The sequence below is a fragment of the Kocuria sp. CPCC 205260 genome, assembly GCF_040981045.1.
Taxonomy (GTDB): domain Bacteria; phylum Actinomycetota; class Actinomycetes; order Actinomycetales; family Micrococcaceae; genus Kocuria; species Kocuria palustris.
This window is the reverse complement of the sequence record NZ_JAVKPT010000001.1, coordinates 637,135-662,237: the sequence shown is the minus strand read 5'-3', so window position 1 is coordinate 662,237 and position 25,103 is coordinate 637,135. Positions and strand designations below refer to the sequence as shown.

Sequence of the window (25,103 nt, the reverse complement as noted above, 5' to 3'; positions counted from 1 at the left end):
TCGCATTGGGGTACCGCCCCGGGCTCAACAGCTGACGCACGCCCCCGTGATCCTGAGCGTGTCGGCGTCACTCGAACTGCGCGAAGTCCGGCCGTCGCTTCTCCTGGAAGGCCGCCAGCGCTTCCGCTGACTCGGGGCTGCGCAGGCGGTCGGCGAAGACCTCGATCTCGCGCTGCATGTGCTCCAGCAGCGCGGGGACATCGCGCATCAGGGCCTTGGTCTCGGCCAGCGACGTGGAGGGGCGCGCGAGCAGCTCTGCGGCCAGGCGGCGGGCCTCGTCGTCGAGCTGATTGGTGCCGACCACGGAGGTGGCGATCCCCGTGGACAGGGCCTCCTGGACGCCCATCGGCTGCCCCAGGGCGAACATCGCGAAGGCTCGGGCGTGGCCGATGCGCTGCGGCAGCAGCAGGGTCGAGCACGCCTCCGGCACCAGCGCCAGATCGACGAACGGGACGGTCAGCGAGGCGTCGTCGGCCAGCACCACCAGGTCGCAGTGCAGCAGCATGGTGGTCCCCACTCCCACGGCGCGGCCCTGGACCGCGGCGATCACGGGGGCGCCGCAGGAGATCAGCGCTCGCAGGAACCGGGTGACCGGCCACTGCTCGGCCGGGCGGTCGTCGCCGGTGAGATCCGCGAAGTCCGCCAGGTCGTTGCCGGCGGTGAACAGCCCGCCCTCGGCGCGCAGGACGACCACGCGGACGTCGGGATCCGCATCGGCGCGCTCGAGAGCCTCGGCCAGCCCGGTGTACATCTCGTGGGTCAGCGCATTGCGCTTGTCCGCCCGATCGAGCGTCACGGTGAGAACGCGGTCCTGAAGGCTGACGCTGATGCTCTGGGCCATGTGAGTGTCCTCCCGCCGGATGGTGCACGACGACGCCGCGCAGTGATGCGCGCCACTATGCCATGGGTCGTCGGGGCGGGGTCCAGGCCGTGCCTGTGCCGTCGGCGAGCTGTGATCTACTGAGCGGAGCATCAGGACATGATCTGGATCACAGAGGAAGTGGGAGACCATGCCATCGCAGGGCGGGCACATCATGGGAACGCCGTCGACCATGGGCGACGACGAGCAGCTGACCACCACGCGCCTGCTGCGCGATGCCGCGCGCAGCTTCGGCGACCAGGAGATCCTGTACCGCACGGACGACGGCGCCTGGCAGCGCACCGACTACGCCGCCACCTGGGACCGCGTCCTGCGCATGGGATCGGCGCTGAGCGGTCTGGGCGTGGGCCCCGGATCCAAGGTGGGCCTGCTGCTGTGGAACGGGCTGCACCACTTCGAGTCCTACTACTCCGTGCCGCTGACCGGGGCCACCATGGTCCAGCTCAACCTGCGCCTGGCCCCGGCGGATCTGGCCTACGTGATCGAGCACAGCGGCGTGTCCGTGATCGTGATCGATCACTCTCTGCTGGATCTGGCCCGCACGCTGCGCCGCCATGTCTCCGAGGACATCCGCTGGATCGTCGCCTCCCACGACGAGCTGGAGGAGGGGTGGGAGGAGATCGCCGACGGCGACACGTACGAGCAGCTCGTGGCGGGATCCGAGCCGCTCGCGGACATCCCGGACATGTCCGAGCGCAGCGCCTCGGGCGCCTGCTAGCAGCGTCTCGGGCGCCTGCTACACGACCGGCACCACAGGTCGGCCCAAGGGCGTCTACTACTCGCACCGCTCCGTGTGGCTGCACGCCGCGGCCATGGCCTGCAACGCCGGGATCACCCTGGATGACGGCGTCATGATGCTCACGCCCATGTTCCACGTCCAGTGCTGGGGCCTGCCGTACGCGGCGACCATGGTCGGGGCGCGAGTGGTGCTGCCCGGGCGCTTCGATCTCAATGACGTCGACGGGCTGATCGACTCGATCGTCGAGTGCGACGTCACGTTCTCCCCGGCGGCCCCGGCCATCCTCATGCCCATGCTGCGCGCCCTGAAGCGCCGCGAGGACCCGCCGCGCTTGGATCGACTGCGCTTCATCAGCGGAGGCAGCGAGCCCCCGGTGTCCATGGTCCGGTCCTTCCATGAGCTCACGGGCGCGCAGGTCATGCACCTGTACGGCGCCTCCGAGACCTCTCCGCTCGTGACGATCAACCGCATGAAGCCGGCCGTGGCCGCCAAGGTCTCCGAGGAGGAGGCCTGGCAGATGCGCAAGTACCAGGGGCTGGTGCCTGCAGGCGTGGAGGTCCGTCTCGTGGATCCGGCGGGGGAGCAGCTGCCCTGGGACGGCGAGACCGTGGGCGAGTTCCGCTACCGCGGCCCCTGGATCACCCGCTCCTACGCGGACAACCCGGAGGCCACGGAGAACGGCTTCGACGAGGACGGCTTCTGGCGCAGCGGCGACATGGGGTACCTGACCGAGCACGGCTATCTGAAGATCACCGACCGGCTCAAGGACGTCATCAAGTCCGGGGGCGAGTGGATCTCCTCGATCGACATGGAGAACGCGCTGGTCGCCCTGGACGGAGTGGTCGAGGCGACCGTGATCGGGGTGCCGCATCCCAAGTGGGAGGAGCGGCCGCTGGCGCTCGTGGTGCGCTCGGAGGGCTCGGCGGTCACGGACGAGTCGGTGCGCGAGCACCTGTCCTCGAGCTTCGCCTCCTGGCAGCTGCCGGATGAGATCCGCTTCGTGGACGAGATCGCACGGACCTCGGTGGGCAAGATCAACAAGAAGAAGCTGCGGGCCGAGTTCGAGGACGCCTACACCGAGCAGTCCTGAGGGTCGCTCGACCGGGCGGGTCTGCGCGGGCCTCAGCCCTGCGCGGTCGGCTCCTCGGGGGGCATCGCGATCCTGACCAGCGGTGCCGGGGCATCGTGCGCGGCGTGATCGGCCGCCGGCTCCAACCGCTGCCAGAGCCGGTCGGTGAGCGGCTGGACCACCATGGAGCCGATCTGGCGCAGCAGCGTGGACAGCACCGAGGTCCGAAGATCCCGGCTGCTGGCGCCTGCACGGCGCAGGCGCCGGGCCTCGCTCAGCGTGAAGTCGACCAGCCGCTCGGCCAGACCGTCCTCCGCGGGTGCGGCCTCGCGTGCGGAGTGGGTGCGCGCGGAAGGCCTGTGCTCGTCGTCGTGGGCTGCGGGCTCGGACCCCGTGGGGTCGTTCCAGACCGGGGCGATCAGGCACCAGCGCAGGTAGCCGGCGATCTCTGGGTGCTCGCGCAGCATGCGCGCGAAGGCCTCGTCGCGCGCCGCCCCCACGGCTGCTGCCGTGTCCGAGGGTGCAGCCTGCGCGGTGGCCGTCTCCAGCGTCTCGGCGATGACCGAGAGCACGAGGTCGTCCACGGCGCGGGTGAGTCCCGCCTTGGAGCCGAAGTGATGGCGGATCAGTCCGGGGGCTGCCCCTGCATCGGCGGCGATCTCCCGCACGCCGGTGCCGGTCGGGCCCTGCCGGGCGTAGAGCTTCAGGGCGCTGGCGCGCAGGCGCTGCGCTGCGGCGGGAAGCTCCGGGGCAGCGTCGCGCGTCGTCGCATCCATCCGGAGTCCCCCTTCGACCAGGCGAGCCGCCCCGCGCGGCCATCGTCCTGAGCCGGAGTATTGCACGACTGTGCAATCTCGTGCTTGACTGCGGGCACCAACCATGTGAGTCAGACCACAGGAGTCCCACCATGGCCGCAGAGCCGCCGCTGGTCCACGGAGCACCGTCCACCATGGGCGATCACGAGCAGCTGACCACCACCCGGATGCTGCGCGACGCGGCCCGCAGTTTCGGGGATCAGCAGATCTCCTACCGGGACGACTCCGGGCAGTGGCAGTCCACGGACTACGCCGCCACCTGGGACCGGGTCCTGCGCATGGGCTCGGCGCTGGAGGGTCTGGGCATCGGCCCGGACTCCCGCGTGGGCGTGCTGCTGTGGAACAGCCTGGAGCACTACGAGTCGTACTTCTCGATCCCGCTTGTGGGCGCCACCATGATCCAGTTGAACATGCGCCTGGCGCCGGCGGATCTGGCGTACGTGATCGGGCACAGCGGGGCCACGACCCTGATCGTCGATCACACCCTGCTGCGCCTGGCCCAGGGGCTCAAGGAGCACATCCCGCAGGTCACCCAGTGGATCGTCGTGGGCCCGGACTCCTCCCTGGAGCAGTTCGACGGCTTCCCGGGAGTCTCCTCTTACGAGCAGCTGATCGCCGGCTCCCAGCGGCTGGCGCAGATCCCGAACATGGCCGAGACCACGGCGTCTGCGGCCTGCTACACCACGGGCACCACGGGTCGGCCCAAGGGCGTCTTCCTGTCCCACCGCTCGGTGTGGCTGCACGCCATGGCCGTGAGCTCGAACAGCGGTCTGACGGGTGCGGACAAGGTCATGATGCTCACGCCCATGTTCCACGTGCAGTGCTGGGGCCTGCCGTTCGCGGCCACTGCCGTGGGCGCGCAGATGGTGCTGCCGGGGCGCTTCACGCTCGATGACATGGACATGCTCACCGAGGCCATCCTGGAGCAGGAGGTCACGCTGGCCCCGGCGGCGCCGGCGATCCTCATGCCCATGCTGCGCAGCCTCAAGCGCATGGACGCGCCCCCGCGCCTGGATGGCCTGCGCTTCCTGTGCGGGGCCAGCGAGCCGCCGGTGTCCATGATGCGGGCCTTCCATGAGCTCACCGGAGCGGAGGTCGTCCACGCCTACGGAGCCACGGAGACCTCGCCCGTCGTGACGATGAACCGCATGAAGCCGTCCGTGGCCGCGAGGGTCTCCGAGGAGGAGGCCTGGGAGATGCGCAAGTACCAGGGCCTGGTGGTCGCCGGCGTGGACGTGAAGATCGTGGACCCCGCAGGCGAGGAGGTCCCGAACGACGGCAGCACGGCCGGCGAGGTGCGCCTGCGCGGACCGTGGATCGTCGCCTCCTACGCCGATAATCCCGAGGCCACGGAGGCCGGCTTCGACGAGGAGGGCTACTGGCGCAGCGGCGACGTCGGCTACCTCAACGAGCACGGCTACCTGAAGATCACCGATCGGCTCAAGGACGTCATCAAGTCCGGCGGCGAGTGGATCTCCTCGATCGACATGGAGAACCGCCTGATGGCCCTCGACGGGGTCGTGGAGGCCACGGTGATCGGCGTCCCGCACCCCAAGTGGGAGGAGCGGCCGCTGGCTCTGGTGGTGCGCTCGGAGGGCTCTGACGTCACGGAGGCCTCGGTGCGCGAGCACCTCTGCGGCGCCTTCGCCGAGTGGCAGCTGCCGGATGAGATCCGCTTCATCGACGAGATCGCCCGCACCTCCGTCGGCAAGATCAACAAGAAGAAGCTGCGCGACGAGTACTCCGACGCCTTTCAGCCCGAGTCCTGACGGACCGCGCAGCCCGACCACCCCCATTCCCCAGGAAGGCCCCCTTTCATGACGGCACCTGCCGAAGCACTCATCTTCGACGCCATCCGCACCCCGCGCGGGCTGGGCAAGCCCCGCGGCAGCCTGCATGAGATCAAACCGGTCGACCTGCTCGGCGGACTGCTGGATTCCCTGCGCGAGCGCCACCCGGAGATGGACCCGGCGGGCATCGAGGACATCGTCCTGGGCTGCGTGACCCCGGTGGGGGATCAGGGCGCGGACATCGCCCGCACCGCCGCGATCAAGGCGGGCATGCCCGAGGGAGTGGCCGGCGTGCAGCTCAACCGCTTCTGCGGCTCCGGGCTGGAGGCCGTGAACCAGGTTGCCGCCCGCGTGCGCTCGGGCTGGGAGTCGCTGCTGATCGGCGGCGGCGTGGAGTCGATGTCCCGGGTGCCCATGGCCTCCGACGGCGGCGCGTGGGCCATGGACCCGGCCACGGCGATCGCCACGGACTTCATCCCGCAGGGCATCTCCGCCGACCTGATCGCAACCCGCGAGGGCTTCACGCGCAGGGAGCTCGACGAGTTCGCCGTCCAGAGCCACCAGCGCGCGGCTCGGGCTTGGGAGGACGGCCGCTTCGCCGGGTCGGTGATCCCGGTGAAGGACCAGAACGGACTGCAGGTCCTGGACCGGGACGAGACCATCCGACCGGAGGCCACCGTCGAATCGCTTGCCGAGCTCAACCCGGCCTTCGCCAAGGTGGGGGAGGCCGGCGGCTTCGACTTCATCGCGGCCAACCGCTACCCCGAGATCGAGCGGGTCGAGCACCTGCACCACGCAGGCAGCTCGTCGGGGATCGTCGACGGCGCGGCCCTGGTGCTCGTGGGCAGCCAGGAGGCCGGGCAGCGCCACGGGCTGCGGCCCCGGGCGCGGATCGTCTCGACCGCCGTCGTGGGCTCGGAGCCCACGATCATGCTCACCGGGCCCACTCCGGCCTGCCGCAAGGCCCTGGACGTCGCCGGGCTCAGCGCCTCGAACATCGATCTGGTCGAGATCAACGAGGCCTTCGCCGCGATCCCGCTGAAGCTGCTGCGCGACATGGGCTGGTCCCAGGAGCAGACCAACGTCAACGGCGGCGCGATCGCCATGGGCCACCCGCTGGGAGCCACCGGCGCCATGATCCTGGGCACGCTGGTGGACGAGCTCGAGCGCCGGGACCTGGAGCACGGGATCGCGACCCTGTGCATCGGCGGCGGCATGGGCATCGCCACCGTCGTCCAGCGGATCTGACACCGCCTTCTGCACCCCGCACACAGCAGCCAGCCCCGGTTCGCATGAGCCATCCGAAGGGACCCCCACCGATGACGCAGCACGACAGCGACGCCACGACCACCGAGCCGACCATGATCTCCTGGCAGCGCGACGACGACCTGGTCATCCTCACCATGGATGACCCCGGCGCCCCCGTGAACACCATGAACGACGCCTACCAGGACGCCCTGGAGAAGGCGCTCGAGCGGCTCGAGGCCGAGCGAGACTCGATCCACGGCGTGGTGCTGACCAGCGCCAAGAAGGACTTCTTCGCCGGAGGCGACCTCAAGGCGCTGCGGGCGGCCGGGCCGGGCGACGAGGAGGAGATCTTCGCCCTCACCCAGTCGATCAAGGGGCAGCTGCGCCGCCTGGAGACCCTGGGCATCCCGGTCGTGGCTGCGCTCAACGGCTCAGCGCTCGGCGGCGGGCTGGAGATCGCGCTGGCCTGCCACCACCGGATCTGCGTCGGCGGCTCCCGGGTCAAGCTCGGCCTGCCGGAAGTGAGCCTGGGCCTGCTGCCCGGCGCCGGCGGCATCTCGCGCCTGACCCGCATGCTCGGGATCCAGGCCGCTCTGATGGGCTGGATCCTGCCCGGGGCCCAGAAGTCCCCGGCACAGGCCCTCGAGACAGGAGTCATCGACGAGGTCGTCGAGTCGCCGAAGGAGCTGCTGCCCGCGGCGAAGGCCTGGCTGCGCGAGCACGCCCAGGGCGAGGACGCCGCGGTCAAGGCCTGGGACGTCAAGGGCTTCCGCATCCCGGGCGGCGGCCCCTCGCAGCCATCGTTCGCCCAGAACCTGCCCGCCTTCCCCGCCAACCTGCGCAAGCAGCTGAAGGGAGCGGACCTGCCCGCTCCGCTGGCGGCGCTGAGCACCGCGATCGAGGGTGCGCAGGTCGACTTCGACACCGCCTGCCGGATCGAGTCGCGGTACTTCACACAGCTGGTCACCGGCCGGGTCTCGACCGCCATGATCCAGGCCTTCCACTTCGACCTGCAGGCCGCCCGAGCGGGCCGGTTCCTGGGCGAGCGGACCACGCAGCCGCAGAAGGTCTCCTCGGTGGCCGTTCTGGGCGCCGGGATGATGGGCGCGGGCATCGCCTACGAGTGCGCCCGCGCCGGGATGACCGTGCACCTCAAGGACGTCTCCGTGGACAAAGCGGAGAAGGGCCGTCAGCACAGCGAGTCGCTGCTGGCCAAGGCCGTGCAGCGCGGGCGGATGACGCAGGAGGAGGCCGATGAGGTCCTGGGCCGCATCCTGCCCACCGATCAAGCGTCGGATCTGGCGGGCGTCGAGGCCGTGATCGAGGCGGTCTTCGAGGACCCCGATCTGAAGGCATCCGTGTTCGCCGAGGTGGAGGCTGTCGTCGGGCCGGACACGCTGATGTGCTCGAACACCTCCACCCTGCCGATCACCTCGCTGCAGTCCCGTCGTGAGCGGCCGGCGGATTTCATCGGCCTGCACTTCTTCTCGCCGGTCGAGAAGATGAAGCTGGTCGAGATCATCAGCGGCGAGCAGACCTCCCAGCGCACGCTCGAGCGGGCCTATGACCTCTCGCAGCAGATCCGCAAGATCGCGATCAGCGTGGGCGACGGCCGGGGCTTCTACACCTCGCGCGTGTTCGGCACCCTGCTGCTCGAAGCCGTGGCCATGCTCGACGAGGGCGCGGATCCGCAGGTGATCGAGCGCCGCGCCTCGCAGGCGGGGTTCCCGGGCACGCCGCTGGCGATGTTCGATGAGATCTCCATGAACCTCATGCGCCACATCCGCGATACCGAGATCCAGGCCGCCCATGCCGAGGGCCGAGAGCGCCCGGTGGCTCCCGGCGAGGCGCTCGTGGACCGCATGGTCGAGGAGTTCGAGCGGCCCGGACGCGCTGCCGGGGCGGGCTTCTACGACTACCCGGACGACGGCGGCAAGCACCTGTGGCCGGGGCTGAGGGAGCACTTCGCACGCGGCACCGAGCTGCCGGCCGAGGACATGAAGGACCGGCTGCTGTTCCGCATGGCCCTGGAGACCGCGGCCTGCTTCGAGGAGGGCGTGCTCACCGACACGGCCTCGGCGAACATCGGCGGGATCTTCGGCATCGGCTTCCCTCCGGCCACCGGCGGCCCGGCCACCTTCATGACGAACTACGAGGGCGGCCTGGCCGGCTTCATCGCCCGGGCGGAGGAGCTGGCAGCGGCCTATGGCCCGCGCTTCGCGCCCTCGGACTGGCTGCGGGCCCGAGCGGACGAGGGGACCCTGGCATGACCGAGCGCCCCGAGCCCGGCCCCGCCCAGCCCGCCGCGCGCGGAGGGGCGGTGCCGTCCGGGGCGCTCGAGGACCTCGTGGTGGTGTCGATCGCCCAGAACCTCCCGGGACCGGTGGCCGCGGCGCGCCTGCAGGGCCTGGGCGCGCGGGTCGTGACGATCCAGCCGCCGTCCGGAGATCCTCTGCGCCACCAGCTGCCCGAGCTGTTCGAGCACCTCCACCGGGGCCAGGAGGTCCTGAGCCTGGACCTCAAGTCGGACGAGGGCCGAGAGCGCCTCGAGGGCCTGCTGGAGGGCGCGGACCTGCTGCTGAGCTCCTCGCGGGCCGGGGCGCTGCGACGGCTGGGCCTGGACTTCGCCTCGGTGCATCCCCGGCACCCGGGGCTGTGCCAGGTCGACCTGGTGGGCTTCCCCGGCGACCACGCCGATCGTCCCGGGCACGATCTGAGCTTCCAGGCGGGGGCGGGGCTGCTCGACCCGGACCGTCTGCCCCGCACGCTGAGCGCGGACATGCACGGCGCCGAGCAGGCCGTGAGCGCAGCCCTGACCCTGCTGCTGTCCCGCGAGCGCCACGGAACCCGCGGGCCCGACGGCCGCTGGGCCAGCGGCGGCGGCCATGAGCAGACGGCGCTGAGCGAGGCCGCCCTGGATCTGGCACTGCCGGTGCGCTGGGGGATGACCGGCCCGGAGTCGCCGCTCGGGGGAGCGAGCCCGTACTACCGCATCTACCCGGCCGCCCAGGGCCACGTGGCGCTGGCGGCCCTGGAGCCGCACTTCGTGCAGGCGCTGGTCGGCCTGGGCCTCGACCCGCAGGGCGACGTCCCGGAGCAGCTCACCTGGATCCTGGCCGAGCGCACCGCACAGGAGTGGGAGGACTGGGCGGCCCGAGCCGGGGCCCCGCTCACCGCTCTGGCTGAACCCGTGCGTCCGGGCCCGAGCACGGACCGCCCCGAATCCGGAGCCCCCTGACCCAGACCCCGGGCCCGCAGCAGCGACGTCCCGGTCGCATCGCAGAAGGAGAGCCATCATGAGCGCAGAGCACATCGACATCGCAGATCTGCCGGAGGCGGACCTGCTGGATCACCGCAGCGCGCTGCCGCAGGACCAGCAGCGCAGGCTGCGCGAGCTGCGGGAGTTCCTGGACGCGGAGATCCGCCCGCATACGGCCGAGCACTGGTCGCGCGACGAGTTCGCCCCCGAGCTGGCCGCCAAGTGCGGCGAGTTCGGACTGGGGGATCTGCGCTCGCCGGATACCGACTCGGTCTTCCGCGGCTTCGTGGCAGCCGAGCTGGCGCGGGCGGACATCTCCATCAGCGTCTACCTGGCGCTGCACAGCGACCTCGTGATGGCCACCCTCGACGAGCTGGGCTCCGAGGAGCAGAAGCAGCAGTGGCTGCCGCCCATGCGCCGCATGGAGTTCACCGGCTGCTTCGCCCTGACCGAGCCCGACCACGGCTCAGACGTGGCAGGCGGGCTGGCCACCACGGCGCGCCGCGACGGCGATCACTGGGTGCTCAACGGCACCAAGCGCTGGATCGGCAACGGGACGATCGCCCGCATCGCGATCGTGTGGGCCCGCGACGAGGCCGACGGCCAGGTCAAGGGCTTCATCGTGGAGACGGACACCCCCGGGTTCACGGCCACCAAGATCGAGCACAAGATCGCGGTGAAGATCGTGCAGAACGCGGACATCACCCTCGAGGACGTCCGCATCCCGGCCTCGAACCACCTGCCGGGCACCAGCTCCTTCCGCGACACCAACGTGATCCTGGAGCAGTCCCGTGCGGGGCTGGCCTGGCAGTCCGTGGGTGCGCAGATGGCGATCTTCGACGTCGCCCGCCGGTACGCCCTGGAGCGCCGGCAGTTCGGCCGCCCTCTGGCCGGCTTCCAGCTCACGCAGGATCACCTGGTGCGCATCGCGGCCAACACGACCGCCTCGGTCGGGATCGCCCACCGGATGAGCCAGCTGCGCGCCCAGGGCACGGCCACCATGGGCCAGGCGGCCATAGCCAAGCTGAAGACCTCCCAGATGGCGCGCGAGTCCGCTGCGCTGGGCCGCCAGCTCATGGGCGGCAACGGCATCCTGGTCGATCGGGAGATGGGGAAGATCTTCAGCGATGTGGAGGCGATCTTCACCTACGAGGGCACCGCGGAGGTCAACACCCTGATCGTCGGACGCGCGCTGACCGGGGTCTCCGCGTTCGTGTGAGTCGGCACATGCCCGCTCAGCCGTCGGTGCGCCGCCCCACGCAGCGCGCCGGATTCCCCGCCCAGATCTCGTCCTCGCCGGTGGAGCCCAGCACGACGGCGTTCGCTCCCACGATCGTCCCTCGGCCGATGCGGGTGATCCCGGCTCCGCCGAGCACCTTGCACCCGGGGAACAGCACGACGTCGTCGCCGATCTCCAGGTGCTCGAACGGCGAGTCGGTGCGGGGGAGGTGCGCATCCTTCCGCCCGATGGTGACCTGCTGATAGATCCGCACGCGATCGCCGATCGTGACCTCCGGATAGATCACGGTCCCGAAGCCGTAGTGCACCAGCTGCAGTCCGTCCCCGATGCGCACCTCGGCGGGCACGGAGAGGTTCAGCGGCAGGGCGGCCAGCCGTGCCAGGCGCCAGTTCCTGCGTGCGACGAGCCTCTCGGCGATGCCCATGGAGTTCCTCCCGATCCGGTGCTGCGAGCCGCACCCGAGTCTTCCGCGCCGTTCGTGAGCAGGGAAGAGGGACAGATGTGGACAGACGACGACGGACCCGCTCGAGAAGCGGGCCCGTCGCGGCGGCTGCTCCGGTGCGGGGCTTCAGCCCTCGAGGTCGACGACCTCGAACTCCAGCAGCTCGGCCTGCGAGCTCACCGGCTGGCGGCCGGTGGACTCGTGCGAGGGCTGGCGCTGGGAGCGCCACGCCTCGAAGGAGGCCTCATCGCGCCAGCGGGTCACCACGAAGTAGCGGGATTCACCGCCGGTGGGGCGCAGCAGCTCGAAGCCCTCGAACCCGTCCGCGCCGTCCACCGAGTGCTTTCGGGCGGCGAAGCGCTTCTCGAGCTCGGCACCTGCACCCTCGGGGACGCTGAGGACATTGATCTTCACGACAGACATCGCGCACCTCTTCCGGTCGGCTCTGCGGCTTCTCGGGGCCGCCCCTTCAGCCTATGACCCCGGAGCCGGGGCGCTGGAGGGGCGAGGGCTCAGGCGGTCGCGGGCGATTCGTCCAGGGCATCGGCCAGGTGGCGGCTGGTCGTGCCCGGTGCCTCCTGCACGCCCGTCGCCCTGCACCACAGCAGGTACGTCGCCGCGGTGACGAGCACCGTGGGCAGCATCGCCCCCAGGGCGGAGGGCCACACGAAGGACAGGAGACCGCAGCAGACGGCGCCCACCGCCCAGGACACGACGGCCCCGGCATGCCAGCCGCCGCGGAACCAGTAGCGCCCGCCGCTGGTGCGGAGGATGTCCGGGGTGATGGTGCGCCGTCGCACCAGGTAGTAGTCCACGATCATCACGGCGAAGACCGGGATGAACAGGGAGCCGATCGTGGACAGGAAGTCGGTGAAGCGCTCGAGCAGCGCCAGCCACGTGGATCCCGCCACGGCCGCAGCGCCCAGGCCCAGCGCCGTGGGCACGAAGGGCAGCGGGCGACGATGCGGGAAGGCGTGGCGCAGCGTGAGCGTCATCCCGTAGAGGGCCATGGAGTTGGCGGCCATGACGGACAGGAACATGACGGCGGCCAGGGGAGCGCCGAAGGCGTCCAGGATCAGCGCCGGGTCGAAGGCGCGCGCACCGCCTCCTTCCAGCAGCACGAAGGACACGCAGACGATGCCCAGCACCATGGCCAGGATCGTGGACGTGGCATAGCCGACCGACGAGCCCACCGCGGCAGCCCTCTGCGTCCGAGCGGCCCGGGTCAGATCTGCGCTGAGCACGGTCCAGGAGATGGCGGTGGCGAAGGCGATGTCGAAGACGTCGATGCCCATCAGCTCGCCGCCGGGGATCCCGGTCAGCTCCAGGTACTCGCCGGGAGAGTGCCGTGTGAGGGCCTGCTGGAAGATGAAGGCCATCACGGCCAGGGTGAGCAGCCCCAGCAGCGGCTCGACGCGCTCGATGGCCCGATGCCCGAACAGGGCGATGCCGACCACGATGGCCTCGCTCGCAGCGGCGAACAGCGCAGGCTGGGAGAAGCCGGTCAGGTCGTGGACGACGTAGTCCACGGAGAGCCCGGCCAGCATGGCCTGCACCCATGACCAGCCCATCAGGATGACCACGTTGGCGATCGAGGGCAGCTGGGATCCCCGCAGGCCGAAGGAGGCCCGTGACAGGGCCATGGTGGACAGTCCCGTGCGCGCGCCCATCACCGCGATCAGCGACAGGATCGCGGTGCCGGCCAGCGTTCCCACGCCCGCCCACAGCACGGCGTCGGCGAACGGCACGGAGGGCACGAACATGGTCCCCGTCAGGATCGTGGTGACCACGAGGTTCGCGGCCAGCCAGATCAGCAGGATCCGGCCCAGACCCAGGGTGCCGCGCACGGGGCGGGCCCCCGGCGGGATGTCCATCCCACCGGGGGCCGTGGGCTCAGCCGCCGTAGACAGTGCCCGACTCCCCGTAGGCCGGTCCGCCCTTCTCGGCACCGGCGCCGAGTGCGAGCAGGGACATGAACTCGTAGACCACGTGCGCGGCGGCCAGGCCGGTGAGCTCGGCGTGATCGTAGGGAGGGGAGACCTCCACGACGTCCGCGCCCACCAGGTTCGTCCCGCGCAGCCCGCGCAGGATCTCGAGCAGCTCGCGCGAGGTCATGCCGCCGGGCTCGGGGGTTCCGGTGCCCGGGGCGTGCGCCGGGTCCAGGACGTCGATGTCCAGGGAGATGTACAGCGGGCGATCGCCCACGCGCTTGCGCAGCAGCTCGACCACGGCATCGGGGCCCATGCGCATGACGTCGTTGCTGGTCACGATCCCGAAGCCGAAGCGGGCGTCGTCGTCGAGGTCCTGCGTGCCGTAGAGCGGGCCGCGGGTGCCCACGTGGCACAGCGCGTCCGTGTCCAGCAGACCCTCCTCGAAGGCCCTGCGGAATGGCGTGCCGTGCGTGTACTCGGCGCCGAAGTACGTGTCCCAGGTGTCCAGGTGGGCATCGAAGTGCAGCAGGGCGATGGGCCCGTGCTTGGCGGCGTGGGCGCGCAGCAGCGGCAGGGCCAGGGTGTGGTCGCCGCCGATCGTGATGATCGAGGTGTCCTGGGCCAGGAAGGAGGCCGCGGCCTCCTGGGCGGCGCGCAGTCCGTCCTCGATGTCGAAGGCGTTGATGGCCACGTCGCCGGCATCGGCCACCTGCTTGGCGGCGAAGGGCGAGACCGACTGGGCGGGGTTGAACGGGCGCAGCAGGCGCGAGGACTCGCGCACGTGCGTGGCTCCGAAGCGAGCGCCGGGCCGGTAGGAGACGCCGGTGTCGAAGGGCATGCCGACCACGGCCACGTCGGCGTGGTCGACGTCCTCGATCCGGGGCAGGCGGGCGAAGGTGCCCAGTCCTGCGTAGCGCGGGGTGAGGGCGGCGTTGACGGGGCCGACGTGCCCGTTCTCGTTGACGCGGGGGTGATCCATGACGGGTCCTTCCGGTGGTGGGTGCGGGGCGGTTCAGTCCAGGGAGATGGGGCCGTACTCGTCGAGCAGCTCGCCCGGGCCCGGGTTCTCGGCGGCGCTGGAGCCGCCCAGATGGCGCACGACGCCCCAGGCCGCGTTCAGCGCGGTCTGCACGGCGCCCTCGGCCCAGCCGGCGGTCCAGGAGATGTCGTCGCCGGCCAGGAAGATGCCGCGCTGGTGCTCGGGCAGGTCGTCCTGCTGGAAGTGGGTGAACAGGCGCTGCTGGTAGCGGTAGTGTCCCGGCAGGTTGGCCTTGAAGGCGCCCATGAAGTTCGGGTCGGACTCCCACGAGACGGTGATCGGCTGGCCCACGATGTGGCTGGCGATGTCGACGTCCGGGTAGATCTGCTTCAGCGAGTGCAGCATCAGCTCCACGCGCTGGTCCGCATCCAGAGACAGCCACTTCATGGCGTCGTCGTTCCAGGTGTAGGACAGCAGGATCACGGCGGGCTTGTCGTCGCCGTCATCGAGCAGGTAGGTCGCGCGGTTGAGGCGGTCCGTCAGCGTCATGGACAGGGTGTCGCGGCCGGTCTCCGGATCGACGTCCTTCCAGAAGGGCCGGTCCACCATCACGAAGGTCTTGGAGGACTGCATGTAGTGCGAGCGCTCCAGGGCCGTCCACAGGGGCGCGGGGAACAGCGACTCCTGGGTGTCGATCCGGGTCGAGAGCAGCCAGGACTGGCAGGCGGTCACGACGGCGGCGTAGCGGCGGGTGCGGCCCCAGCGCTCGGTGATCTCGAGCTCGCCGGTGGTCTCGTCGCGACGGATCGCGCTCACGGCGCCGGCGGGGGCGCCGCCGTGCAGCGACTGCAGGCTGGTGCCGGCGGGCCAGTGCTCGAGCTGATCGGGGACATGGCGCCACAGCCGCTCCGGCAGCTGCTGGGCCCCGCCCAAGATGCGGCGGTGGCCGTCGTCGGCATCGGTGTAGACCACGCGCAGGATCTCGAGGATCGAGTTCGGGAAGTCGGTGTCCCAGCCGCCGGTGCCGAAGCCGACCTGGCCGAAGGCCTCGCGGTGGGCGAAGCCGGCCTCGCGGAAGGCCTGCGACTCGGCGATGAAGCCGTAGAAGGTCTGCTCGTCCATGCGCGGCAGCAGCCGGTTCCAGATCTCCTTGATCCGGGCGGTGTCGCGGTCGCGGATGGCGTCCTTCATCTGCTCGGCCTCGGCGTCGTCATCGATCGCCGACTGCCAGGCGCGGGCCACCTCGTTGAAGAACTCGGGCAGCTCATCGGGCGTGCGGGCGTAGTGCGACTGACCGCCCAGCTCGATCACCGTGGAGGGGGTGACGTCCGAGAGCGGGTTCGGGAAGGCCTCGGTCTCCAGTCCCACCAGGTCGATGTAGTGGTAGAGGGCGCGTCCGGAGACCGGGAAGCGCATGCCGCCCAGATCGGCGACGACCTCGGGAGCGGCGTCGAAGCTCGCGGTCTTCAGGCGACCGCCGATCTGGCCGGCCTCGTAGACCACCGGGCGCAGGCCGAGCTTCATCAGCTCGTAGGCCGTGATGAGCCCGGAGAGCCCCGCGCCGATCACGGCGACCTCGGTGCCGTGCATGGACTCGGGCACCTGGCCCAGGCCCGCGGGGTGCTGCAGGTAGTGGTCGTAGCTGAACGGGAAGTCGGGGTTCAGCATGGTCAGCGGGCGGTTCTGGCCGCCGTCCATGGGGTGCTCGGTGGCAGTGGTCATCGTGATTCGCCTTCCTGGTCGCGGCGCTGGGGGGCGCTGTCCTGGTCGCGGCGCCTCGGCGCGCCGATGGGGGAGGGGCCGTCAGCGGCTGCGTAGTCGATGGGGCCGGTGGCGGGGTACGGCTCGGCCATGAGGACGCCGTACTCGTCGGCGGAGAGCTTGCCCACGAGGGAGTGGCGGCGGCTGTAGGCCAGGTAGATGACCGCTCCGACCGCCATCCAGATCAGGAACACGATCCAAGTCACGCCGCCGAGCTGGGTCATCAGCGCCGCGCAGATCAGGGCGCCGAGGATCGGGGTGATGGGGAACAGCGGCAAGCGGAAGCTGTCGCGGCTCATGGGCTCGCGGCGGCGCAGCAGGATCACGGCGATGTTGACCAGCATGAAGGCGAACAGCGTGCCGATGCTCGTGGCGTTGGCGAGCTCGCCCAGCGGGATCAGACCGGCGGTCACCGTGATGATGGCTCCGACGATCACCGTGTTGGCCACCGGGGTGGCGGTGCGCGGGGAGACCTTCTGGAAGATCGCCGGGACCATGCCGTCGCGGGACATGGACATCAGGATGCGGGTCTGGCCGTAGAGCACCGTGAGCACGACCGAGACGATCGCGACCACAGAGGACACGGCGAAGATCAGGCCGGGAACACGGGATCCGGTGATTGAGTCGAGGATGTGCACGAGCGGGGCCTCGGAGCCCTCGAACCAGTCCCAGGGCCGAGCGCCGACCGCGCTGACGGCGACCAGCACGTAGAGGGCCGTGATGACGACCATCGAGATGACGATCGAGCGCGGCAGATCCCGCTTGGGGTTCTTGGCCTCTTCGCCGGCCGTCGAGGCGGCGTCGAAGCCGATGTAGGAGAAGAACACGACGGCAGCCGCACCGGTCACGCCGCTGACGCCCATGGGCAGCAGGGGTTCGAAGTTGCCCGAGTCGAAGGCCGTGAAGGCCACGATGATGAAGAAGATCAGGATCGCCATCTTGATGAGCACCATCACGACGTTGGTCAGCGAGGACTCGCGGGCTCCGCGCACCAGCAGGATCGTGGCGAAGATGACGACCAGGATGGCCGGCAGGTTGATCAGCCCGCCCTCCGACGGCGCGGCCGTGAGGGCCTCGGGCAGGCTCAGCCCGAAGACCGACAGGGTCTCGTTGACGTACTGGCTCGCGCCCACGGCCACGGCTGCCACGGAGACCCCGTACTCGAGCACCAGGCACCAGCCGCAGATCCAGGCCATGCCCTCGCCCATGGTGGCGAAGGAGTAGGAGTAGCTCGATCCGGAGACGGGGACGCGTCCGGCGAGCTCGGCATAGGACAGGGCCGACAGCAGCGCAGCGATGCCTGCGATGACGAACGAGATCCACACGGCGGGACCGGCCATGGGCACGGACTCGCCGAGGATCACGAGGATGCCGGTTCCAAGGGTCGCGCCGATGCTGATCATGGTCAGCTGGACCACGCCGAAGCTGCGGCTGAGCTCGTTTCCCTCCTCATCCGCGCCGCTCTCGCGTCGGAACATGGGCAGGGGCTTGCGCCTGGACAGCTGGGCTCCGAGCGAGAGTCGCTCGGCGGGTGCATCGGCCATGGGGGTTCCCTTCTCCGGCGGATCGAGTGCCACTCTAGGGACGTGATCCGCATCTCATCGTGGGATGATATGCCCTGAGATTCGTCAATGAGGTGCGGAACGCACCATAGCCGCTGCCGTCGAGGACGGGGCCCTCGGGCCCGGCCCGGCGAGGCGGGGGCATCGGCGCAGACCAGCGAAGGAGCACCGACCGACGTCGGGGCCTCCCGCGCTCGGATCAGGAGGAGATCGTGGACCCGTCGCTCGAGACACCGCTCGTGACCGTGACCCTGGACAGGCTGCTGCGGGCGCTTCCCGGTTCGGTGCGCGTGCTGCACCCGGGACGCGGGGACAGCGCGGTGCGGTGGGTCGGCTCGAGCGAGCTCGATGACCCCGTCCCGTTCCTGGTTCCGGGGGAGGTCCTGCTCACCTCGGGCATGCCATTCCGCGCCGCCGACGGCAGCGGCGAGGCCGAGCGCTACGTGGCGTCGCTGGTGCGGGCCGAGGTCCGCGCGCTGGGCGTGGGGCTGGCTCCGCATCACGATCGCACCCCCGAGGCGGTGCTCGAGGCCTGCCGGCAGCACGGGCTGGGGCTGTTCGAGATCCCGCCCGAGGTCTCGTTCGCCGCGATCGGGCTGGCCTTCGCTCAGCTCATGGAGACGGCTCGGGCCCGGGTGCTGCGCGATCTGCACGACGGCACCCGGCGCCTGCTCGGTGCGGCCATGGGCTCGAGCCCCGAGCAGGACGTGCTGTCGGTGCTCACGCGAGGCGGCGTGGGGTGGGCCGTGCTGCTGGGCACGGACGGACGGGTGCGCGCCGGGGTCAGCCCGGCCTCCGCGCAGCAGCTCGAGCAGCTCGTCGAGCGGGTGATGGGCCGGTCGGGATCGCGCCTGGAGATCGCCCGGTTCCCCGAGATCGAGGAGCCGGTCGTGGAGGCGCACCCGCTGCGCCCCCGCGGCGACGACGCCGTGGCGGTCCTGGTGGCTGGCTCCCGCCGCCCGCTGGAGCCCTCGGCCGCCGGCACCGTCCGCGCGGCGGTGACCGTGCTGGAGGTCCTGCAGCATCGCCGCGACGGCAGGAGGGAGGCCGTCGGGGAGCTGGCGGCTCGGTTGCTGCTGCGGGGCAGCGCGGCCTCACCGGCCACGGAGGCGCTGATCAGCCGCAGCGCGGGGTCCTCGGAGCGCAGGCGGCTGCGAGTCGTCATGGGCGTGCCCAGGGATCCGGGCGGGACATCGGCCGGTGCTCGCTTCTGGGGCCATCTGCTCGACACGGATCTGGTGATCCCGGAGGACTGGGGATTCACGGCGATCATGCGCCGCGATCCGAGCGCCCAGGCGGTTTCCGAGGCCCGGCGCCGCGGATGGCTCCTGGCCATCGGCGATCCGGTCGCGGCCGACGCCCTGCGGACGGCGGCCGTGGAGGTGACAGCGGTGCGCGATCAGCTGCGCAGCAGCGACCGCAGCCTGCGTCAGGGGGAGCAGCCGCCGAGCGTGGCCTCCCTGCTGGGCCCGCAGGCGGGCGCCGCACTGGCCCGTGGAGTGCTCGGGCCCCTGCTCGAGCCCACCGCGGAGGCGGTCGAGCAGCGCCGCGTGCTCACCGCATGGCTGGCCTGCGGCGGCTCCTGGGAGGCGGCGGCCCGCGAGCTGGACCTGCATCGCAACACGGTGCGTCGCCAGATCGAGACTCTGCAGCGGGAGCTCGGGACGGATCTGGGCGACATGGGCGTGCGCGCCGACCTGTGGGTCGCGCTGCGCTTCGCCGCGGAGGCTTAGGAGGCTCGGACGGACGACGACGGGGACCGAGCGAGCCGCTGAAGGCTCGGTCGGTCCCCGTCGTGCGCCGCCTGCTGTGCGTCGCTGCTCAGCCGCGCTCCCAGCGGGAGTAGAGATCGGGGCGGCGCTGGTCCAGGTAGGGGATCTCGGCGCGGGCCCGGCGCACCTCCTCGAAGTCCAGGTCCGCGATGATCAGCTCCGGCTCCTGGCCCGCTCGGGCAAGGTCTCTGCCGTGCGGTCCCACGATCACGCTGCGTCCGTCGTAGCGGATCCCGTCCTCCACGCCCGCGTGATTCGCATAGGCCACGATCGTGTGGTTCTCGAGAGCGCGCGCCCGCAGCAGCACCTCCGAGACCTCCGGGAAGCCCTCGGACATCGCCGTGGGAGCCAGGATCAGCTCCGCGCCCGCGACCGCCGCGGCTCGCACGATCTCCGGGAACTCCACGTCGAAGCAGATCACGATCGAGACGGGCACGCCCAGCAGGTCGACGACGGCTGGAGCCTGCTCGGAAGGGGAGAAGGCGGCCGCCTCGTCCCCGCCGAAGAGATGGACCTTGCCGTAGTCGAGCAGCCGGCTGCCGTCGGCGTCGAAGAGCGCGGCGCGGATCTGCCATGGGCCGTCCGGGCCCGAGCCCGGCTCCTGGGCGGGGAAGCTGACGGCCGCGGCGATCCCGATCTCCCGGCAGGCCTGCGCCACGCGCTCCAGGACGCCGGCGATCGCCTGCGGATCGGCTGCGGCGCGCACTGCGAGCGGGGCGTAGCCGGTCAGGAACAGCTCCGGGGTCACGAGCACGTCGGCCCCGCGGTCGGCGGCCGCTCTCATGCCGTCCACCACCGTGGCCAGATTGGCCTCGAGATCGTTGACGACCGCGAGCTCCTGCAGAACTGCCAGCCTCATGGGCTCCTCCTCATCCGTGCGGGGCCGTCGAAGCGGTGCCGGTCGCGCCCGGGCAGTCGCGTGCTCGACGGGCCCGCGGCTCAGGCCTGGGTCGCGAAGGCCTCCTCGAGGACGTCCAGGGCCTCGCCCAGCAGATCATCGCTGATCACCAGGGGCGGGAGGAAGCGCAGCACGTTGCCGTAGGTGCCCGCCGTCAGCGTGATGACGCCTGCGGCGTGGCAGGCGGCGTTGACGGCCTTGGTCAGATCGGGATCCGGGGTGGTGGTGCCGGGCTTCACGATCTCCACGGCCATCATGGCGCCGCGGCCGCGGATCTCGCCGATGGCTTCGTGCTTCTCGGCCAGCTGCCCCAGGCGCTCGCGGAAGATCGCCTCGATCTCGCGGGCGCGGCCCGGGAGGTCCTCCTGCTCCATGGTCTCGATCGAGCCCAGGGCGGCGGCGCAGGCCACGGGGTTGCCGCCGTAGGTGCCGCCCAGCCCGGAGGCGTGCACCGCGTCCATGATCTCGGCGCGGCCGGTCACCGCGGACAGCGGCAGTCCGCCGGCGATGCCCTTGGCGGTCGTGATCAGATCCGGGACCACGCCCTCGTGATCGCAGGCGAACCAGTCGCCGGTGCGGCAGAAGCCGGTCTGGACCTCGTCGGCGATGAAGACGATGCCGTTGTCGCGGCACCACTGGGCGATCTTCGCCAGCCAGCCCGACGGCGGGACAATGAAGCCGCCCTCGCCCTGGATCGGCTCGATGATCACGGCGGCCACGTTCTGGGCGCTGACCTGTGCGGAGACGGCCGAGGTGAAGGCCTCGAAGGCGTCGTCGGCGATCGAGGCGGCATCGCCGGTCCAGCGGTACGGGTAGGCCATCGGCATGCGGTAGACGTCCGAGGCGAACGGGCCGAAGCCGTGCTTGTACGGCATGTTCTTGGCCGTCAGCGCCATCGTGAGGTTCGTGCGGCCGTGGTAGGCGTGGTCGAACGCGATCACGGCGGTGCGCCCGGTGTGGTGGCGGGCGATCTTGATCGCGTTCTCGACGGCCTCAGCGCCCGAGTTGAACAGCGCGGTGCGCTTCTCGTGATCGCCGGGGGTCAGCTCGTTGAGCTTCTCGGCGACCTGCGTGTACTCCTCGTACGGGGTGACCATGAAGCAGGTGTGCGTGAAGTCCTCGAGCTGGGCCTGGGCGCGGTCGATCACGCGCTGGGCGGAGGCGCCCACCGAGGTCACGGCGATGCCCGAGCCCAGGTCGATCAGCTGGTTGCCGTCGACGTCGACGACGATCCCGCCGCCGGCCTTCTCCACGTAGACCGGCAGCCCCACGCCCACGCCGGAGGAGACGGCCTGCTTGGTGCGCTGGTGCAGCTCCTGGCTGCGGGGGCCGGGGATGGCGGTGCGCAGCTCGCGCTTCTGCGGGACGGACATGACGGCTCCCTGGTGCTCGTATCGATGCGATGCTCGCCGCGGGCTGCGCCGGCTGCGAGCCGGTGCGGGCACCGCGACGACGGTGATGGCCACCACTGTCGTCTGCGCCTGCCTATGCTGTCCAATATCGATACTCGATGATCGCCATGCCGATCAGGAATAGGGGTGGGAATGGACCTGCGTGCGCTGCGCAGCCTGGTCGCCGTGGCCGAGGAGGGCACCGTCACGGCCGGGGCAGCCCGGCTCGGCCTGGGTCAGCCGGCCGTCAGCCGCCAGCTGCTCCAGCTCGAGCGGCAGCTGCGCGTGCGCCTGTTCGACCGGGAGGGCGCTCGGATGCGCCTGAGCGCGGCCGGCCAGCAGCTGCTGCCCGAGGCGCGGGAGCTGCTGCGCGGCGCGGCCGCCTTCGAGGCAACGGCCGCCGACGCCGCCGCCGGATCCCTGCAGCGCGTGCGGATCGCATCGGCCGGCACCACGCGCGATGACGTCGTGGCTCCCTGGCTTGCCGAGTGGTCGCCCGAGGCCCCGCTGGCCTCGGTCCTGGAGGCGCCCGTGGACTCCCTCTATCCGGCGCTGCGCCGCGGCGCGGACCTGGCGGTGGCTCCGATCGCCCCCACCGCCGGCCTCGAGTCCATCGAGGTCGCGCAGCTGGGGCTGTGGGCCTATGCGGCCCCCAGGCACCCGCTGGCCGGGACGGGGGCGATCACGGTGCGCGAGCTCGCCGACACCGACCTGCTGCTGCTCGAGCGGTCGTTCCACGCCCGTCGCAGCCTGGACGCCGCCTTCGAGGCCGCCGGGCTGGGCGTGGAGCCGGCGGTCGAGGTCGGCTCGCCCGTGATCGCCCAGGCGCTGGCCGCCTCGGGCCGCGGTCTGACGGTGCTCAGCGACGATCCGCGCTTCGAGCTCGTGCCGCTGGCGATCCTCGCCGACGACGGCAGCCCCCTCACCCTCCGACTGCACGCGGCCTGGGACCCCGACCACCATGCCGCCGGCGCTCTGGCCGAGCTCGCCCGCGACCTCCGCCGGTTCGTGCGCGGACGCTACCCGCAGCCCGGCGCCAGGCAGCCCGCCGGGCCCGGGACGGACGGTGCTCAGCGCGCCGGCAACCGCGAGGACTCCGCTCGGAGCGGGTAGCGCTTCCACTGCCCGTCGCGCCAGTACTTCAGCTGCTTGAGCTGGCGCAGCCCGGCGTCGGGGCACGTGTTGATCCGGATCTGATCCGTGACCAGCCGGTCCAGGGTGGACAGGGCGATGTCGCGGTCCCGCCAGTCCTCGCCGCGGCGCGGATCGATGACCTCGAGCACCTCGTCGATGCGGTCCACGATGTAGGTCGGGACGATGTCCACGCGCGCCCACTGGATCTTCTCGCGGGTGACCTGCGACCAGATGTCCCAGGTGTCCTGGCCGGACTCGTAGGCGTCGATCTTCCGCCGCAGCTCGATCATGTCGTCGACCACCTCGCCCTTGCGGCCCAGGTGCCTGCCATCGCGGTCCAGCAGGTTCTCGAGGGTCTTGAACGGGTTCAGCGACAGGGACGGCACGGATGCTCCTCGGGTCGACGGACCGACGGCCGGGTCCGCCGGGGTGATCGTTCCCATTGTGACGGCTCGGGCGTGCCCGCGTCAGCCGCTGCTGCGACGACTTCCTGCGACCGTCGTGATCGCAGGGGTCGGGGCAGGGGAGCGGCCTGTGCGCATGAACTAGGCTGTGTCCCTATGGCCACCACAGACTTTCCCGCCGAGATCAGCTCTCTGCGCTCCACCTACTCGTCCATCACCGAGGTCGTCGACATCGACGCTCTGCGCGCAGAGGTGGCGCAGCTCAATGAGCAGGCGGCGGCCCCGGATCTCTGGGACGACGTCGAGAACGCCCAGAAGCTGACCTCGCAGCTCTCGCACAAGCAGTCGCAGCTCAAGCGGCTCGACGCCCTCGGCGAGCGGATCGAGGACATCGAGGTCATGGTCCAGCTTGCCGAGGAGGAGGACGACGCCGACACCCTCGCGCTCGCCGAGGAGGAGCTCGTCTCCGTGCGCAAGGATCTGGCGCAGCTCGAGATCACCACGCTGCTGTCGGGCGAGTACGACGAGCGCGACGCCGTCGTGACCATCCGCGCCGGCGCTGGCGGCGTCGATGCCGCGGACTTCGCCGAGATCCTCATGCGCATGTACCTGCGCTGGGCCGAGCGCCACGGCTACCCGACCAAGGTCCTGGACACCTCCTACGCGGAGGAGGCGGGGCTGAAGTCGGCGACCTTCGAGGTCAAGACCCCGTACGCCTTCGGCACGCTATCGGTCGAGGCCGGCACCCACCGCCTGGTGCGCATCTCGCCGTTCGACAACCAGGGCCGCCGCCAGACGTCGTTCGCGGCGGTGGAGGTCATCCCGCTGATCGAGTCGGACGACACGATCGAGATCCCGGAATCGGAGCTCAAGGTCGATGTCTTCCGCTCCTCGGGCCCGGGCGGTCAGTCCGTGAACACCACGGACTCGGCGGTGCGCATGACCCACATCCCCACGGGGATCGTCGTGTCCATGCAGAACGAGAAGTCGCAGATCCAGAACCGCGCCGCCGCCCTGCGCGTGCTGCAGTCGCGCATCCTCCTGCAGCGCAAGGCCGAGGAGGACGCGAAGAAGAAGGAGATGGCCGGAGACGTCAAGGCGTCGTGGGGCGATCAGATGCGCTCCTACGTGCTGAATCCGTACCAGATGGTCAAGGACCTGCGCACGAACCATGAGGAGGGCAACCCCTCCTCCGTGTTCGACGGCCAGATCGACGATTTCGTGGACGCGGGCATCCGCTGGCGCGCCGGCGCGACGCCCGATCCGTCCGAGGGGTGATAAGGCCGCATGGCGACCAAGAAGAAGAAGCAGAACGACGACGGCCGTGATGTCGTCGCCAACAACAAGAAGGCCCGGCACGACTACGAGATCCTCGACACCTACGAGGCCGGGATCGCCCTGATGGGCACCGAGGTGAAGTCGCTGCGCATGGGCCGCGCCACGCTGGTGGACGGCTACTGCGCCTTCGACCGCCGCGGCGAGCTGTGGCTGGAGAACGTGAACATCCCGGAGTACCTGCAGGGCTCCTGGACCAACCACTCCGCCAAGCGCCGTCGCAAGCTGCTGCTGCACGCCTCGGAGCTGGACAAGATCGCGCAGAAGACCCGCGAGTCCGGCTTCACGATCGTGCCGCTGAGCATGTACTTCCGCGACGGCAAGCGCGTGAAGGTGGAGATCGGCGTGGCCCGCGGCAAGCGCGAGTTCGACAAGCGTCAGGCACTGCGCGAGGCCCAGGACAACCGCGAGGCCCAGCGCGCCATGCGCTACCGCAACATGCGCTGAAGCGCTC

General features: G+C 70.8%; 22 protein-coding genes and 1 pseudogene. 12 read left to right on the top strand and 11 right to left on the bottom strand.

What is annotated here, in order from left to right; genetic code table 11:
* Nucleotides 1-67: 67 nt before the first annotated feature.
* Nucleotides 68-841: an enoyl-CoA hydratase gene (locus RF645_RS02945; RefSeq protein ID WP_368818561.1), complete on the bottom strand. Its 774-nt coding sequence runs from the start codon at nt 839-841 to the stop codon at nt 68-70.
* A gap of 169 nt (nt 842-1,010) precedes the next feature.
* Here RF645_RS02945 and RF645_RS02940 point away from each other — a divergent pair, with 169 nt between their 5' ends.
* From RF645_RS02940 to RF645_RS02930, 3 genes and pseudogenes are all read left to right on the top strand, one after another.
* Nucleotides 1,011-1,598, top strand: a complete 588-nt coding sequence (locus tag RF645_RS02940; RefSeq protein WP_368818560.1) for an AMP-binding protein — start codon at nt 1,011-1,013, stop codon at nt 1,596-1,598.
* 25 nt (nt 1,599-1,623) lie between these two features.
* Nucleotides 1,624-2,211, top strand: a pseudogene (locus tag RF645_RS02935) (AMP-binding protein); the annotation flags it as partial.
* Between the two features lie 123 nt (nt 2,212-2,334).
* On the top strand, nt 2,335-2,709 hold the full coding sequence (locus RF645_RS02930; protein ID WP_368818675.1) for a hypothetical protein: 375 nt from the start codon (nt 2,335-2,337) through the stop codon (nt 2,707-2,709).
* 32 nt (nt 2,710-2,741) lie between these two features.
* Here RF645_RS02930 and RF645_RS02925 read toward each other — a convergent pair whose 3' ends face one another.
* Complete coding sequence (locus RF645_RS02925; protein ID WP_006215270.1) at nt 2,742-3,464, bottom strand: TetR/AcrR family transcriptional regulator; 723 nt, start codon at nt 3,462-3,464, stop codon at nt 2,742-2,744.
* 131 nt (nt 3,465-3,595) lie between these two features.
* On the opposite strand from RF645_RS02925, the gene RF645_RS02920 reads away from it, so the two are divergent.
* The 5 genes from RF645_RS02920 (at nt 3,596) to RF645_RS02900 (ending at nt 11,019) form a co-directional block, all read left to right on the top strand.
* The gene (locus tag RF645_RS02920) at nt 3,596-5,272 is read left to right on the top strand and encodes a long-chain-fatty-acid--CoA ligase (RefSeq protein WP_006215269.1); all 1,677 of its coding nucleotides are present in this window, start codon (nt 3,596-3,598) and stop codon (nt 5,270-5,272) included.
* A gap of 48 nt (nt 5,273-5,320) precedes the next feature.
* Entirely contained in the window at nt 5,321-6,541 is a 1,221-nt protein-coding gene (locus RF645_RS02915) for an acetyl-CoA C-acetyltransferase (protein ID WP_368818559.1), read from the top strand.
* 71 nt (nt 6,542-6,612) lie between these two features.
* Nucleotides 6,613-8,811, top strand: coding sequence for a 3-hydroxyacyl-CoA dehydrogenase NAD-binding domain-containing protein (locus RF645_RS02910; protein WP_006215267.1), 2,199 nt, complete (start codon nt 6,613-6,615; stop codon nt 8,809-8,811).
* Nucleotides 8,808-9,779 carry a CoA transferase gene (locus RF645_RS02905; RefSeq protein WP_006215266.1) on the top strand — a complete coding sequence of 324 codons (972 nt, stop codon included), beginning with the start codon at nt 8,808-8,810 and terminating at the stop codon, nt 9,777-9,779. The genes RF645_RS02910 and RF645_RS02905 overlap by 4 nt, the downstream gene beginning before the upstream one ends.
* A gap of 58 nt (nt 9,780-9,837) precedes the next feature.
* Nucleotides 9,838-11,019, top strand: a complete 1,182-nt coding sequence (locus tag RF645_RS02900) for an acyl-CoA dehydrogenase family protein (protein ID WP_006215265.1) — start codon at nt 9,838-9,840, stop codon at nt 11,017-11,019.
* A 16-nt stretch (nt 11,020-11,035) separates the two neighbouring features.
* On the opposite strand, the gene RF645_RS02895 is transcribed toward RF645_RS02900, so the two are convergent.
* The 6 genes from RF645_RS02895 to RF645_RS02870 form a co-directional block, all read right to left on the bottom strand.
* A complete protein-coding gene (locus RF645_RS02895) occupies nt 11,036-11,464 on the bottom strand; it encodes a serine acetyltransferase (protein WP_006215264.1) in 429 nt (142 codons plus the stop codon).
* Between the two features lie 144 nt (nt 11,465-11,608).
* Entirely contained in the window at nt 11,609-11,905 is a 297-nt protein-coding gene (locus RF645_RS02890; protein ID WP_053447124.1) for an antibiotic biosynthesis monooxygenase, read from the bottom strand.
* Between the two features lie 89 nt (nt 11,906-11,994).
* Nucleotides 11,995-13,356 (bottom strand): cytosine permease, encoded by a 1,362-nt coding sequence (locus RF645_RS02885; RefSeq protein WP_285729449.1) that lies wholly within the window; start codon nt 13,354-13,356, stop codon nt 11,995-11,997.
* A gap of 19 nt (nt 13,357-13,375) precedes the next feature.
* Nucleotides 13,376-14,392 (bottom strand): agmatinase, encoded by a 1,017-nt coding sequence (gene speB, locus RF645_RS02880; RefSeq protein ID WP_006215261.1) that lies wholly within the window; start codon nt 14,390-14,392, stop codon nt 13,376-13,378.
* Nucleotides 14,393-14,425: 33 nt separating this feature from the next.
* Nucleotides 14,426-16,114, bottom strand: a complete 1,689-nt coding sequence (locus tag RF645_RS02875) for an NAD(P)/FAD-dependent oxidoreductase (protein ID WP_024290823.1) — start codon at nt 16,112-16,114, stop codon at nt 14,426-14,428.
* On the bottom strand, nt 16,111-17,697 hold the full coding sequence (locus RF645_RS02870) for an amino acid permease (RefSeq protein WP_058871288.1): 1,587 nt from the start codon (nt 17,695-17,697) through the stop codon (nt 16,111-16,113). The genes RF645_RS02875 and RF645_RS02870 overlap by 4 nt, the downstream gene beginning before the upstream one ends.
* Before the next feature lie 230 nt (nt 17,698-17,927).
* On the opposite strand from RF645_RS02870, the gene RF645_RS02865 reads away from it, so the two are divergent.
* A complete protein-coding gene (locus tag RF645_RS02865) occupies nt 17,928-19,448 on the top strand; it encodes a PucR family transcriptional regulator (RefSeq protein WP_368818558.1) in 1,521 nt (506 codons plus the stop codon).
* Nucleotides 19,449-19,536: 88 nt separating this feature from the next.
* Here the strand turns inward: RF645_RS02865 and RF645_RS02860 are convergent, their stop codons facing one another.
* Nucleotides 19,537-20,346, bottom strand: coding sequence for a nitrilase-related carbon-nitrogen hydrolase (locus RF645_RS02860; RefSeq protein ID WP_314301630.1), 810 nt, complete (start codon nt 20,344-20,346; stop codon nt 19,537-19,539).
* A gap of 80 nt (nt 20,347-20,426) precedes the next feature.
* Complete coding sequence (gene gabT, locus RF645_RS02855) at nt 20,427-21,758, bottom strand: 4-aminobutyrate--2-oxoglutarate transaminase (protein ID WP_368818557.1); 1,332 nt, start codon at nt 21,756-21,758, stop codon at nt 20,427-20,429.
* A 171-nt stretch (nt 21,759-21,929) separates the two neighbouring features.
* On the opposite strand from gabT, the gene RF645_RS02850 reads away from it, so the two are divergent.
* Nucleotides 21,930-22,889: a LysR family transcriptional regulator gene (locus tag RF645_RS02850; protein WP_368818674.1), complete on the top strand. Its 960-nt coding sequence runs from the start codon at nt 21,930-21,932 to the stop codon at nt 22,887-22,889.
* Here the strand turns inward: RF645_RS02850 and RF645_RS02845 are convergent.
* A complete protein-coding gene (locus RF645_RS02845; RefSeq protein WP_368818556.1) occupies nt 22,847-23,296 on the bottom strand; it encodes a hypothetical protein in 450 nt (149 codons plus the stop codon). The two genes, RF645_RS02850 and RF645_RS02845, sit on opposite strands and share 43 nt — an antisense overlap.
* A 174-nt stretch (nt 23,297-23,470) precedes the next feature.
* Between RF645_RS02845 and prfB the strand changes: the two genes are divergently transcribed.
* Together prfB and smpB are read left to right on the top strand one after the other, a co-directional pair.
* A complete protein-coding gene (gene prfB / locus RF645_RS02840; protein ID WP_024290816.1) occupies nt 23,471-24,592 on the top strand; it encodes a peptide chain release factor 2 in 1,122 nt (373 codons plus the stop codon).
* 9 nt (nt 24,593-24,601) lie between these two features.
* A complete protein-coding gene (gene smpB, locus RF645_RS02835) occupies nt 24,602-25,096 on the top strand; it encodes an SsrA-binding protein SmpB (protein WP_006215252.1) in 495 nt (164 codons plus the stop codon).
* Nucleotides 25,097-25,103 lie beyond the last annotated feature (7 nt).